Genomic DNA, 13,802 nt, shown 5'->3' with positions numbered 1-13,802 from the left:
GCCAACCGCAGAGATTGCGGACGAGTAAAGCGACGCCGTTGAGTTGAGCGCGCGGATCGAACAGACCGACGTGTCGATCAGTTGCTCAGATTGCTCGAAATGATGTCCCCGAACAGCTCCCACTTTTCGCCCTTGAACCGCATCAGGCGCAGTTGCTTGATCGGTGCGAAATCGGTGGCCGAGGTGTTGATGCTGATGCCCGGCAGCAGCGTGCCGGGGACGAAATCCTTCAGGCTTGCGGCCTGCTTCATGACATTGGCGCGGGTGAGGTCGTCACCGCACATCTCCAGCACCTTCACCATGGTCTGTGCGGCGGCGTAGCCGAACGAGGTGGCGCCGTCGAGCTTGTTGGCGTCGGGATAATTCTTCTTGAGGAAGGCGAGGAATTTCTCCATGCCGGGATCCTTGTCCCACTGCGGATCGGCGCCGTCCTTGAGATAGGATGCCGACAGGATACCCTGCGAATTCTCGAAGCCCGCCGGCTGCATCACGCCGCCGACCGAGGCCGAGACGTTGGCGACGATCTGCAACGGCGTCCACGCGATCTCGGCCGCCTTCTTGATCGCCTGTGCCGCGAATTTCGGCGTCGTGATGCTGACGAATGTGTCGGCACCGGCGGCCTTCAGCTTGATGATGTGGCTGTCGACCGTGGGCTCGGATGTCTCGTAGGCCTCCTCGGCGACGATCATCGATGCCTTGTCGCCGAAGGCGTCCTTCAAGCCCTTGAGGTAGTCCTTGCCGAAATCGTCGTTCTGGTAGAGCACGGCGACCTTGGCGTCGGGCTTGTGCTTCATGATGTATTTTGCGTAGACCCGCGCCTCGTCCTGGTAGGACGGCTGCCAGCCCATGGTCCACGGATAATCTTTCGGGTCGTTCCACTTCGAGGCGCCTGAGGCGATGAACAGCTGCGGCACCTGCTTCTCGTTCATGTATTTCCGGATCGCCGCATTGGTCGCGGTCCCGACCGAGCCGAACAGCAGCAGCACTTCGTCGTTCTCGACCAGCTTGCGCGCCTGCTCCACCGTCTTGGGCGGCGAGTAGCCGTCATCGTAGGAGATGAACTTGATCTTGCGGCCGTGGATGCCGCCGGCATCGTTGATCATCCTGAAGTAGGCGGCCTCGGTCTTGCCGATCGTGCCGTAGGCCGAGGCGGGACCGCTGTAGGGCATGATGTTGCCGATCTTGATCTCGGTGTCGCTGGCCCCGGTGTCGTATTTCTTCTGCGCCTGCGCGACATTGCAGCTCGTCAGGATCAGAGCGAATGCGGACAACAGCGCCGTCAGGGACGGGCGTGCGGCAGTCATGGTTTCCCCACCTCGGGTTCTTTGTTTGGAGTATTCAATACCATCGGCGCGGGGCGTCAACAAAAAGCCCCCGCGACGGATATCGCGGAGGCTGTTGTTTTATTCCCGCAGTGCAACGTCACTCGGAGGGGACGTCGCCGGAAATGATGTCGCCGAACAGTTCCCACTTCTGCCCCTTGAAACGCTGCATCTGCAGCTGGGCGATCGGGGCGAAGTCGGTGGCCGAGGTGTTGATCTTGACGCCGGGCAGCAGGGTGTCGGGCGTAAAGTCCTTCAGGCTCGCCGCCTGCTTCATGACGTTGGCGCGGGTGAGATCGTCGCCGCACATTTCGAGCACCTTGGCGAGCGTCTGTGCGGCGCCATAGCCGTACACATAGCCGCCGTCGGTCTTGTCGGCGCCCGGCATGTACTTGTCGAGAAACTCGGCCCACTTCTTCATGCCGGGGTCGTTGTTCCACTGTGCGTCGGCACCGTCCTTGGCGTAGGCCGCCGACAGCACGCCCTGCGCGTTGTCGAAGCCGGCCGGCTGCATCACGCTGCCGACCGAGGCCGACACGTTGGTGATGATCTGCAGCGGCTTCCAGCCGAGCTCGGCGGTCTTCTTGATGGTCTGCGCGCCGAACTTCGGCGTGGTGTAGATCAGCAGCACGTCGGGATTGGCGGCCTTGATCTTGACGATGTGGCCGTCGATCGACGGCTCCGAAATCTCATAGCTCTCCTCCATGATGATGCTGGAGGCCGCCTTGGCGCCAAAGCCGTCCTTGGTGCCCTTGAGGTAGTCTTTGCCGAAATCGTCGTTCTGATAGAGGATCGCGATCTTGGCGTCGGGCTTCTCCTTCATCAGCCACTTGGCGTAGATCTGCGCTTCGCTCTGGTAGCTCGGCTGCCAGCCCATGGTCCACGGGAAGTTCTTCGGGTCGTTCCACTTGGTGGCGCCGGTCGCGACGAACAGCTGCGGGATCTTCTTGGAATTCAGGTATTTCTGGATCGCGGTGTTGGACGGGGTGCCGAGCGGGTTGAAGACGAGCAGTACCTCGTCGCTCTCGATCAGCTTGCGCACCTGTTCGACGGCTTTCGGCGGCGAATAGGCGTCGTCATAGCTGACGAAATTGACCTTGCGGCCGTTGATGCCGCCGCGATCGTTGATCATCTTGAAGTAGGCTTCTTCGGTCTTGCCGATCACGCCGTAGGCGGAGGCTGGTCCCGAATAGGGGATGATGTTGCCGACCTTGATCTCGGTATCGCTTGCGCCGGTGTCGTATTTCTTTTGGGCGAATGCGGCAGTGGACGTCGCGGCAACAGCGACGATCGCCGCGGAAATCGCGGCGATCCGAACGGTAGAAAGCATAATATCTCCTGGTTTGCTTCTATAGGCTGTCAGTTTTTCTTGAACTTTGCGGCCAGTTGCTGGGCAACGATCGCGACCTGCCTGGCGCCGTGCGGCACGAGGAAGATGACGAGGAACAGCAGCACGCCGAACACCGCGCCCGAAAGGCCCTTCGAAATACCCTCGGCGATGTTGGGCACGAAGATGATGAAGGCGGAGCCTACGATCGAGCCGGGCAGCCAGCCGACGCCGCCGACCACCATGCCGAGGAACAGCGAGATCGCGAGCTGGATGGTGTAGCCGTCGGGCGCCACGAACTGCACCGCGATGGCACCGAGACCGCCGGCAACGCCGGTGATGCCGGCCGAGACGCCGAACGCCAGCGTCTTGTACAGCGCGACGTCGACGCCCATCGCGGAGGCCGCGATCTCGTTGTCGCGGATCGCCATGAAGGCGCGGCCGGAGCGCGAGCGCAGCAGGTTCACCGAAGCGATATAGATCGCGATCGTGACCACCAGCGTGAAGTAATACAGCCACATGTCCTGCCCCATCGGCAGGCCGAACGGCGCATCCGGCTTGGTGACCACGAGACCCTGCACGCCGCCGGTCCAGTGCTCGAAATAGCCCAGCTTCAGAAGCTGCGGCATCGCGGTGGCGAGCGCAAAGGTCGCGAGCGCCAGATAGACGCCGGAAAGCCGCAGCGCCGGCTGGCCGAACAGGAAGCCGAAGCCGAAGCAGACGATGCCGGCGATCGGCAGCGTGAGGGCATAGTTCATGCCCGCATGCTCCATCAGGATCGCCGAGGTGTAGGCGCCGACGGCGTAGAACGCGCTCTGGCCGAGCGAGAACTGGCCGGAGCCGCCGGTCAGGATGTTGAGCGCCAGCACCGCAAGGCCGTAGATCAGAAGCATCGTCATCTGGAAGATGATGAAGTTCTTGACGAACAGCGGGATCAGGATCAGCGCGGCGAGCACGACGAGCGAGGTGCCGTAGCCCAGCGTCATGGCGCGCTTGGGAACGGCCTCGACGGCCTGGCCTTCGGTGACGACTTCGACTTCTTCAGCGGCGCTCATGATCAAACTCGCTTCACGATGGCGCGGCCGAACAGGCCTGCCGGTTTCACGACCAGGACGACGATGATCAGCGCAAGCGCGATCGGAAGTTTCAGTTCATTGCCGACGCCGGGGATGTAGGTGCCGACGAGGTTCTCGAAGACGCCGACCAGGAAGCCACCCATGACGGCGCCGAACGGGCTCGACAGGCCGCCGAGCACGGCTGCGGCAAATCCATAGATCAGCACGCCGAGCATCATGTTAGGCTCGAGGAACACCACAGGTGCGATCATCATGCCGGCGATCGAGCCGATCGAGGCGGCCATGCCCCAGCCCAGCGCGATCATCCACGAGGTGTTGATGCCGACCAGCCGGGCCGATTCCGGCAGCGATGCGGCGGCGCGCATCGCAAGACCGACCCGGGTGAAGCGGAAGAAGAAGAACAGCAGGAGCAGCATCAACAGCGTGATGCCGATCATGCCGGCCTGATGGGTCGAGATCAGCTGGCTGCCGAGGAACGGTGAGGAACCGAACGGCGTCGGATACTGCTTGATGGTGAAGTCCCAGATCAGGCCGGCGACCGAGTTGATGATCGCGTAGAGCGCGATGAAGCCGGCGACGTTGGTCAGGATCGGCGCCTTCGCCAGCGGCTTGAACAGCAACCGCTCGATGACGATGCCGGCGGCGAACGAAAAGGCGACGGTGAGCACGAAGGCGCCCCAATACGGCACGCCCCATTGCATCAGCTGCCAGGACACGAAGGTCGAGAACATCGCCATTTCGCCCTGGGCGAAATTCAGATGGTCGATGGCCTGGTAGATCATGACCACCGCGAGCGCCATGCAGGCATAGATCGCGCCGGTGGCGATGCCGGCCAGGACCTGGTTGGCAAAAAGCTCCATTGTGCCAGCTCCCTCAGTAGCCGAGATAGGATTTGCGGACGTCTTCGTTGTTCGCGATGTCCTTGGCATTGCCCGACATCACGATCCGTCCGGTTTCGATCACGTAGGCCTGGTCGGCGAGCTCAAGCGCGAGCTGCGCATTCTGCTCGACCACCAGGATGGTCACCTTTTCCTCGCGATTGATCTTGCCGAGGATGCGGAACAGGTCGCGCACGATCAGCGGCGCGAGGCCGAACGACGGCTCGTCGAGCAGCATCAGGCGCGGCCGCAGCATCAGCGCGCGGGCCACCGCGAGCATCTGCTGCTCGCCGCCGGACAGCGTGCCGGCCTGCTGGGTGTAGCGCTGCTTCAGCACCGGGAAATGCTCGTACATCCGTTCGATGTCGGCGCCGATCGCCTTCTTGTCCGGGCGGCTGATGGCGCCGAGCTGCAGGTTTTCCTCCACCGTCATGTTGGTGAAGGTGCCGCGGCCCTGCGGCACATGGGCGATGCCGAGGCGGACCACGTTTTCGGTCGAGCGCGTGCCGATCGGCTTGCCCTCGAACTCGATCGCGCCGGTGGAGCGCACCATGTTGCAGATCGCCCGCAGTGTGGTGGTCTTGCCGGCGCCGTTGGCGCCGAGCAGGGTGGTCAGCGAGCCCTCGTTGAGCGAAAAGGAGAGGCCGTGCAGGGCCTGAACCTGGCCGTAATAGGCGCGCAGGTCCTTGACGTTGAGCATCGTGGTCATTGGTCCTTGCTCCCCAGATAGGCCTTGATGACATCAGGGTCGGCCTGGACCTGGGCCGGCGTGCCTTCGGCAAGCTTGCGGCCGAAATTGAGCGCGACGACGTGGTCGGCGATCGACATCACGAGACCCATGTGATGCTCGACCAGCAGCACGGTGATCTTGCGGTCGTCGCGGATTTTGCGGATCAGGTCGCCGAGCACATAGACTTCTTCGTGATTGAGGCCGCCGGCCGGCTCGTCGAGCAGCAGGATCTTCGGATCCGCGGCCAGGGCGCGCGCCAGTTCGACGCGCTTCTGGGTGCCGAACGGAAGTCCCGAGACCACGGTGTGGGCGACGTCCTCGAGATCGAGATAGCCGAGGATGTCGTGCACCTTCTTGTTCATGTCGGTCTCGCCGCGGCGGACCCAGGCGAGGCGCAGCGAGTCGCTGACGATGTCGCTCGAGGTGCGCGCATGCGCGCCGACGCGCACATTGTCGATCACGGACAGGTTGGGGAACAGCGCGACGTTCTGGAAGGTGCGGCCGATGCCGATCTCGGCGATCCGGTGCGGCGGGCGCGACAGGATGCTCTTGCCTTCCATCAGGATGTCGCCGGACGACGGCTGATAGAGCCGCGACAGGCAATTGAACAGCGTCGTCTTGCCGGCGCCGTTCGGCCCGATCAACCCGAGGATCTGTCCATGGCGCATGTCGAACGACACGCCGTTCAGTGCGATGATGCCGCCGAACACGACGCTGACGTCGCGAACCGCGAGCAGGGGATCATTCCCCTGCGCGAGCTGTGCCTGCGTCATCTCGTCTCGCCCGCCGTCTTCGAGCGGTGCGAGCGGCCCTGCGATGCGTTTCGCTGGACGTGATGGAGGCTATCTGATCCCCTCGGCCAAACGTGCAACTTTCCCTCCTACTCTGGTCTTTTTGCGTTCTTCTTTTTTGGATTGCGGCGCCATTCCACCGAGCGCCTGCTCGATGTTCCTTACCATCGCGACAAGACGAGGTCCAATGTCGTTGAGCAATCTGTCTTCCGTGAAGCGGAATGCCGGCGCGCCGCAATTGAAGGCGTAAGGACCGGTTCCGTCGTTCAATCTCAATGCAACGCCGACTGCGGCGACGTCGTTCTGCCAGTCGCCTGCGGACATCGTGAAGCCGTGCTTCGCGACCGTCTCGCCGGAGCGCTCGATGCCGTCGCGCATCTTGGCCCAGCGGCTGCCGTAGTGGTCCCGCAACTCACGCAGTAAAGCCGCGCGCTCGTCGGGCGGCAATGCCCAAATATAAGCACGCCCCATCGCGGTGGTTGCGATCGGCACCCGCGAGCCGACGTCGAGTTGTACGCCGAGCGCCAGGCCGTTCCGGCTCTGGCCGAAATAAATCATGCTGTGGCGGTCGCGTCCGCCGACGGCGACCGCTCCGCCGGTCGCGCGCATCACTTCTTCTCGATAGGGCTCGGACAAATGCCGAACGCCGAGATTGGCGAGCGCGGCGTAGCCGAGTGCCATCGCCGACGGCGCGAGTTGGTACTTCTCGAACTTCGGTACAGGTGTAAGGTATCCCAGCTTGGTCAGCGTGTAGGTCAGCCGGGAAATGGTTGGCTTCGGTAACTTGGTGCGGGCTGCAATCTCCTGATTGCCGAGCAGCCCGTCATTGGGTTGGAATGCGCGCAGGACGTCCAGTCCGCGGGAAAGGGCGACGACGAAATTGCGATCGGTCGCGGCTTTCTTGCTGGCGCGCTTCATCCCTATCCTTGCCCTGCCCTTGTCATGCTCGTTGACAAGGCACGTGCTTCAAAATAACCCTCCATGTCAAGATGTGGAATTAAATTTCGCAGTGCGAAATTGGTCTAATCGTAGCGGCTCAACGCAAGTCGTGCAGCTACTCAACACAAGTCCAAGAACAAGCATCCAGGGAGAGTCCCGGTGAGTGAAGTCGTCAAGCTCGAACGTCATGACAATATTGCCGTCGTCACGGTTAACAGTCCGCCTGTGAATGCGCTGAGCGCCGCGGTGCGCGGCGGCATCTTCGAGTGCATCAAGAGCGCGATCGATGATGCGCAGGTCCAGGGCATCGTGCTGACCTGCGCCGGCCGTACCTTCATCGCCGGCGCCGACATCACCGAATTCGGCAAGCCGCCGAAGCCGCCCGGGCTCGCCGAAGTGCTGAGCCTGATGGAGAGCTCGCCGAAGCCGATCGTTGCCGCCATCCACGGCACCGCGCTCGGCGGCGGCCTCGAGGTCGCGCTGGCCTGCCACTACCGTGTCGCCACCAAGGACGCCAAGCTCGGTCTGCCCGAGGTGAAGCTCGGCCTGCTGCCCGGCGCCGGCGGCACCCAGCGCCTGCCGCGCGCGGTCGGTCCCGAGCTCGCGGTCAAGATGATCGTCGGCGGCGATCCGATCGGCGCGGACGCGGCGCTGAAGGCCGGCCTGATCGAGGAGATCGTCGAGGGTCCGGCTTCGGGCGGTGAGGCATTCGCGCGCAAGGTGGTCGCCGAGAAGCGTCCGCTGCGCAAGCTGCGCGACGACGACAGCAAGCTCGCCGCGGCCAAGGCCGATCGTTCGATCTTCACCAATGCGGTCGCTGCGCTGACCAAGAAGTCGCGCGGCCTCGAGGCGCCGTTCGCCGCTGCCGACGCCGTCGGCGCCGCGATCGACCTGCCGTTCGACGAGGGCCTGAAGAAGGAGCGCGAGGGCTTCCTCAAGCTGATGAACGGCGACCAGTCCAAGGCACAGCGCTACGCCTTCTTCGCCGAGCGCGAGGCCGCCAAGATCTCCGGTGTCCCCGAGGGCACCAAGGGCCGCAACGTGGCGCGCGTCGCCATCCTCGGCGCCGGCACCATGGGCGGCGGCATCGCGATGTCGTTCGCCAATGCCGGCATCCCGGTCACCCTGATCGAGACCGGCGAGGAGCAGCTCAAGCGCGGCATGGGCATCATGCAGAAGAACTACGAGGCGACCGCCGCGCGCGGCGGCATCCCGGCGGACGCGCCCGCCAAGCGGATGGCGCTGATCAACGGTGTCGTCGGCATCGAGAACATCGGCGACGCCGATCTCGTGATCGAGGCGGTGTTCGAGACCATGGCGGTCAAGAAGGAAGTGTTCGGCAAGCTCGACCAGTACGCCAAGCCGGGCGCGGTGCTGGCCTCCAACACCTCCTATCTCAACATCGACGAGATCGCGAAGTCGACCAAGCGTCCGCAGGACGTGCTCGGCATGCACTTCTTCTCGCCGGCCAACGTCATGAAGCTGTGCGAGATCGTGCGCGCCGACAAGACCGCGCCGGACGCGCTGGTCACGGCCGTCTCGATCGCCCGCAAGATCGCCAAGGTGCCGGCAGTGGTCGGCGTCTGCGACGGCTTCGTCGGCAACCGCATGCTGGCGCAGCGCGGCAAGCAGTCCGAGAAGCTGCTGTTCGAAGGCGCCCTGCCGCAGCAGGTCGACGCCGTGGTGACCAAGTTCGGCATGCCGATGGGCCCGTTCGCGATGGGCGATCTCGCCGGTCTCGATATCGGCTGGCGCTCGCGCAAGGACCGCGGCATCAAGTCGGAGATCGCCGACGCGCTCTGCGAAGCCGGCCGCTTCGGCCAGAAGACCGGCAAGGGCTACTACAAGTACGAGCAGGGCTCGCGCGCGGCGCTGCCCGATCCGGAGGTCGAGAAGCTGATCGACGAGACGCTGGCGCGCCTCGGCCGCAAGAAGCGCGTCGTCAGCGACGACGAGATCCTCGAGCGCATGATGTACCCGATGATCAACGAAGGCGCGAAGATCCTCGCCGAGGGCATCGCGGCGCGTCCGTCGGATATCGACGTGGTCTGGCTCTATGGCTATGGCTGGCCGATCTATCGCGGCGGTCCGATGTTCTGGGCCGACACCGTCGGCCTCAAGCACATCGCCGATCGTCTGGCTTTCTACGCCAAGGAGACCAACGATCCCTCGCTCGAGCCGGCACCGCTGCTCAAGAAGCTCGCCGACGAGGGCAAGACCTTCGCCTCGCTCGCCGCGCCGTCGAAGGCGGCGTGATCGAGCGACTGTAACCACGTGTCATTCCGGGATGCGCCGTAAGGCGCAGACCCGGAATCTCGAGATTCCCCGATGCGCAAATTGCGCATCTTAGGTTCACGCTGCGCGTGCCCCGGAATGACAGTTTCCAGAGTCTGGTTTTCATGACCTATCCCGGCGAACAATATTATCCCAAGGGCGTGCAGTGGAGCGACGAGATCACGCGCGGCACGCTGCCGGACCTGCTGTCGAGCGCCGCCGCCGAGTTCGGCGCGCGCCCGGTGCTCGAATTCCGCGACCGGCCGATCAGCTACGCCGAGTTGGAGGCCCTGGTCGAGACCGCCGCTGCGGCCTTCATGCGGGCCGGCTACGGCAAGGGCACCTCGGTCGCGCTGTTCCTCGGCAATTCGCCTGACCATCCGATCAATTTCTTCGGCGCGCTGAAGGCCGGCGCCCGCGTCGTGCATCTGTCGCCGCTCGACGGCGAGATCGCGCTGTCGCACAAGCTGTCCGATTCAGGCGCGCGGGTGCTGGTCACCAGCAATTTGTCGGCGCTGTTGCCGACCGCGCTGAAATTCCTCGCCAAGGGTCTGCTCGACCGTCTGATCGTCTGCGAGGACGACAATTGGGGCAAGGTCGGCACGCCGCAAACCGCGCTGCCCGACAATCCCGCGATCATCACCCACCGCCAGTTCATCGACGGCGCGACCAGGCCGTCGCAATGGCCGGCGGTCGACGTCGAGGACGTCGCGCTGCTGCAATATACCGGCGGCACCACGGGCCTGCCCAAGGGCGCAATGCTCAGCCACGGCAATCTCACCGCGGCGGTGTCGATCTACGACGTCTGGGGCAAGCCCGGGCGGCTCGAACGCAATGCGATCGAGCGCGTGATCTGCGTACTGCCGCTGTTTCACATCTACGCACTGACCGTCGTGCTGCTGTCGGCGATCCGGCGCGGCCATCTGATCTCGCTGCACCAGCGCTTCGACGTCGAGGCCGTGATGCGCGACATCGAGGTCAAGCGCGCGACGGTGTTTCCCGGCGTGCCGACGATGTGGATCGCGATCGCCTCGCTGCCCGATCTCGACAAGCGCGATCTTTCTTCGCTGGTGGTCGCCGGCTCCGGCGGCGCGCCGCTGCCGGTGGAGGTCGCGAAGATCTTCGAGCGCCGCGTCGGCATGAAGCTGAAGAGCGGCTGGGGCATGACCGAGACCTGCTCGCCCGGCACCGGCCATCCCAAGGAAGGACCGGAGAAACCGGGCTCGATCGGCTTGATGCTGCCCGGCATCGAGATGGACGTGGTGTCGCTGGAGGATTCCACCAGGGTGATGCCGGTCGGCGAGGTCGGCGAGATCCGCATCCGCGGCCCGAACGTCACCAAGGGCTACTGGAACAGGCCGGCGGAGACCGCGGAGGCTTTCGTCGGCGACCGCTTCCTCACCGGCGACATCGGCTACATGGACGCTGACGGCTATTTCTATCTGGTCGACCGCAAGAAGGACATGATCATCTCCGGCGGCTTCAACGTCTATCCGCAGATGATCGAGCAGGCGATCTACACCCATCCCGCCGTGCAGGAGGTGATCGTGATCGGCATTCCCGACGATTACCGCGGCGAAGCCGCAAAGGCCTTCATCAAGCTGCGCGATGGCGAGAAGACCTTCTCGATCGACGAGCTGCGTGCGTTCCTCAGCGGCAAGGTCGGCAAGCACGAACTGCCGGCAGCGCTCGAGTTCGTCGACGAATTGCCGCGTACCCCGGTCGGCAAGCTGTCGCGTCACGAATTGCGCCAGCAGCAGCCCAAGACTGCTCAAACCGAGACACCTCAATCCACGCAACAACAGACCGCATCAGGATCCCGCTCATGACCGACGCCGTTATCGTCTCCACCGCCCGCACACCGATCGGCAAGGCCTATCGCGGCGCGCTCAACGTCACAGAGGGCGCGACCTTGCTCGGGCACGCGATCGGCGAAGCGGTGGCGCGCGCCAAGGTCGATCCGAAGGAGATCGAGGACGTGGTGATGGGCGCGGCGATGCAGCAGGGAGCGACCGGCGGCAACATCGCGCGCAAGGCGCTGCTCCGTGCCGGGCTGCCGGTGACGGTCGCCGGCACCACGATCGACCGTCAGTGCGCCTCCGGCCTGCAGGCGATTGCGCTCGCCGCGCGCTCGGTGATCTTCGACGGCGTCGAGATCGCGGTCGGCGGCGGCGGCGAGTCGATCTCGCTGGTGCAGAACGACAAGATGAATTCCTTCCATGCCCAGGATCCGGCGCTGCTCAAGATCAAGGGCGAGGTCTACATGCCCATGATCGACACCGCCGAGATCGTCGCCAAGCGCTACAACATCTCGCGCGAGAAGCAGGACGAGTATGGGCTCGAAAGCCAGCGCCGCACCGCGGCCGCGCAGCAGGGCGGCAAGTTCAAGGAAGAGCTCGCGCCGATCACCACCATGATGGCGGTCACCGACAAGGCGACCGGTGCCGTCACGATGAAGGAGGTGACGCTGTCGCAGGACGAAGGTCCGCGGCCGGAGACCACGGCCGAAGGGCTTGCCAGCCTCAAGCCGGTGCGCGGCGAGGGTTTCACCGTCACCGCCGGCAATGCCAGCCAGCTCTCGGACGGCGCCAGCGCCTCCGTGATCATGAGCGACAAGGAAGCCGCCAGGCGCGGGCTGAAGCCGCTCGGCATCTTCCGCGGCTTCGTCTCCGCCGGCTGCGAGCCGGACGAGATGGGCATCGGTCCGGTTTTCGCGGTGCCGCGGCTGCTGAAGCGCCACGGCCTCAAGGTCGACGACATCGATCTCTGGGAGCTCAACGAGGCGTTCGCGGTGCAGGTGCTGTACTGCCGCGACAAGCTCGGCATCGATCCGGAGAAGATCAACGTCAATGGCGGCGCGATTTCGGTCGGCCATCCCTATGGCATGTCGGGTGCGCGGCTCACCGGCCACGCGCTGATCGAGGGCCGCCGCCGCAAGGCCAAATACGCCGTCGTCACCATGTGCGTCGGTGGCGGCATGGGCGCGGCCGGCCTGTTCGAGGTGCTGCGGTAGGATTGTCGTCCCGGCGAAAGCCGGGACCCATACGCCGCGGCTTCTCTTTGGGCACATGCGGCAGCCGGCTTTGTCAAACGCGAAAGCCGGTGGTTATGGGTCCCGGCCTTCGCCGGGACGACGAGGAAAGAAGAAGTTGAATTTCAAAAGGAGGATCCGATGGATCTCGCTTTCACCAAGGAAGAGATAGCGTTTCGCGAGGAGGTGCGGGAGTTCTTCAAGAACAACGTGCCGCCGGAGACCCGGCGCAAGCTGCAGGAAGGCCGCCATCTGTCGAAGGACGAGATGGTCACCTGGTGGCGCATCCTCAACAAGAAGGGTTGGGGCGTCACCCACTGGCCGAAGGAATATGGCGGCACCGGCTGGAGCACCGTGCAGCACTACATCTTCAACGAAGAGCTGCAGTCCTATCCGGCGCCGCAGCCGCTCGCCTTCGGCGTCAGCATGGTCGGCCCGGTGATCTACACCTTCGGCAACGAGAAGCAAAAGAAGGAATATTTGCCGCGCATCGCCAATGTCGACGACTGGTGGTGCCAGGGCTTCTCGGAGCCGGGCTCGGGTTCGGACCTCGCGTCGCTGAAGACCAAGGCCGAGCGCCGTGGCGACAAGTGGATCATCAACGGCCAGAAGACCTGGACCACGCTCGCCCAGCACGCCGACATGATCTTCTGCCTCTGCCGCACCGATCCGGCCGCGAAGAAGCAGATGGGTATCTCCTTCATCGTGTTCAGCATGAAGTCGAAGGGCGTCACCGTGCGTCCGATCCAGACCATCGACGGCGGCCACGAGGTCAACGAGGTGTTCTTCGACGACGTCGAGGTGCCCTACGAGAACCTGATCGGCGAAGAGAACAAGGGCTGGGATTACGCCAAATTCCTGCTCGGCAATGAGCGCACCGGCATCGCCCGGGTCGGCGTGTCGAAGGAGCGGCTGCGCCGCATCCGCGCGCTGGCCTCCAAGGTCGAGGCCGGCGGCCGTCCGGTGATCGAGGATCCGGCGTTCCGCGAGAAGCTCACGGCCTGCGAGATCGAGCTGAAGGCGCTCGAGCTCACCCAGCTCCGCGTCGTCGCCGACGAGGGCAAGCACGGCAAGGGCAAGCCCAATCCGGCGTCCTCGGTGCTCAAGATCAAGGGCTCGGAGATCCAGCAGACCACCACCGAGCTGTTGATGGAGATCATCGGTCCGTTCGCCGCGCCCTATGACGAGCACGGCGATGCCGGTTCCAACGAGAGCATGGATTGGACCGCGCAGATCGCGCCGAGCTACTTCAACAACCGCAAGGTTTCGATCTACGGCGGCTCCAACGAGATCCAGCGCAACATCATCAGCAAGGCGGTGCTGGGGCTTTGATCCTCTCCCTCTCCCCGCTCTTCGCGGGGAGAGGGTTGGGGTGAGGGGCATCTCTCCGAGCAACGACTGCCGAGAGACCTGTACCCCCTCACCCGGATCGCT

General features: G+C 64.2%; 11 protein-coding genes. 4 read left to right on the top strand and 7 right to left on the bottom strand.

Features of this window, described 5'->3' with window-relative positions; translation table 11 throughout:
- Nucleotides 1–77: 77 nt before the first annotated feature.
- The 7 genes from J2R78_RS13475 to J2R78_RS13445 all read right to left on the bottom strand — a co-directional run bounded on the left by J2R78_RS13475 (nt 78) and on the right by J2R78_RS13445 (nt 7,042).
- Nucleotides 78–1,304 (bottom strand): ABC transporter substrate-binding protein, encoded by a 1,227-nt coding sequence (locus tag J2R78_RS13475; protein WP_253604877.1) that lies wholly within the window; start codon nt 1,302–1,304, stop codon nt 78–80.
- Between the two features lie 118 nt (nt 1,305–1,422).
- On the bottom strand, nt 1,423–2,652 hold the full coding sequence (locus J2R78_RS13470; protein ID WP_253604875.1) for an ABC transporter substrate-binding protein: 1,230 nt from the start codon (nt 2,650–2,652) through the stop codon (nt 1,423–1,425).
- 29 nt (nt 2,653–2,681) lie between these two features.
- On the bottom strand, nt 2,682–3,704 hold the full coding sequence (locus J2R78_RS13465) for a branched-chain amino acid ABC transporter permease (RefSeq protein WP_092085378.1): 1,023 nt from the start codon (nt 3,702–3,704) through the stop codon (nt 2,682–2,684).
- Nucleotides 3,705–3,706: 2 nt separating this feature from the next.
- Nucleotides 3,707–4,585, bottom strand: a complete 879-nt coding sequence (locus J2R78_RS13460) for a branched-chain amino acid ABC transporter permease (protein WP_028339071.1) — start codon at nt 4,583–4,585, stop codon at nt 3,707–3,709.
- 13 nt (nt 4,586–4,598) lie between these two features.
- Nucleotides 4,599–5,312: an ABC transporter ATP-binding protein gene (locus tag J2R78_RS13455; RefSeq protein WP_038384532.1), complete on the bottom strand. Its 714-nt coding sequence runs from the start codon at nt 5,310–5,312 to the stop codon at nt 4,599–4,601.
- Nucleotides 5,309–6,106: an ABC transporter ATP-binding protein gene (locus tag J2R78_RS13450; protein ID WP_016847575.1), complete on the bottom strand. Its 798-nt coding sequence runs from the start codon at nt 6,104–6,106 to the stop codon at nt 5,309–5,311. Before J2R78_RS13450 ends, J2R78_RS13455 begins: the two co-directional genes overlap by 4 nt.
- Nucleotides 6,107–6,175: 69 nt before the next feature.
- Nucleotides 6,176–7,042, bottom strand: a complete 867-nt coding sequence (locus tag J2R78_RS13445) for an IclR family transcriptional regulator (protein WP_018269093.1) — start codon at nt 7,040–7,042, stop codon at nt 6,176–6,178.
- A gap of 180 nt (nt 7,043–7,222) precedes the next feature.
- Between J2R78_RS13445 and J2R78_RS13440 the strand changes: the two genes are divergently transcribed.
- The 4 genes from J2R78_RS13440 to pimC all read left to right on the top strand — a co-directional run bounded on the left by J2R78_RS13440 (nt 7,223) and on the right by pimC (nt 13,700).
- Nucleotides 7,223–9,319, top strand: a complete 2,097-nt coding sequence (locus tag J2R78_RS13440) for a 3-hydroxyacyl-CoA dehydrogenase NAD-binding domain-containing protein (protein WP_253604874.1) — start codon at nt 7,223–7,225, stop codon at nt 9,317–9,319.
- Between the two features lie 143 nt (nt 9,320–9,462).
- Nucleotides 9,463–11,166 (top strand): dicarboxylate--CoA ligase PimA, encoded by a 1,704-nt coding sequence (pimA, locus tag J2R78_RS13435; RefSeq protein WP_253604871.1) that lies wholly within the window; start codon nt 9,463–9,465, stop codon nt 11,164–11,166.
- Nucleotides 11,163–12,350 (top strand): acetyl-CoA C-acyltransferase, encoded by a 1,188-nt coding sequence (locus J2R78_RS13430; protein WP_253604869.1) that lies wholly within the window; start codon nt 11,163–11,165, stop codon nt 12,348–12,350. The genes pimA and J2R78_RS13430 overlap by 4 nt, the downstream gene beginning before the upstream one ends.
- Nucleotides 12,351–12,509: 159 nt before the next feature.
- Complete coding sequence (pimC, locus tag J2R78_RS13425) at nt 12,510–13,700, top strand: pimeloyl-CoA dehydrogenase large subunit (protein WP_057016017.1); 1,191 nt, start codon at nt 12,510–12,512, stop codon at nt 13,698–13,700.
- Nucleotides 13,701–13,802: the final 102 nt, after the last annotated feature.

It is taken from the genome of Bradyrhizobium sp. USDA 4538 (assembly GCF_024171045.1).
Lineage (GTDB): Bacteria > Pseudomonadota > Alphaproteobacteria > Rhizobiales > Xanthobacteraceae > Bradyrhizobium > Bradyrhizobium australafricanum.
Note: the sequence above shows the minus strand (reverse complement) of the source record. Positions and strands in the feature narration are given on the sequence as shown.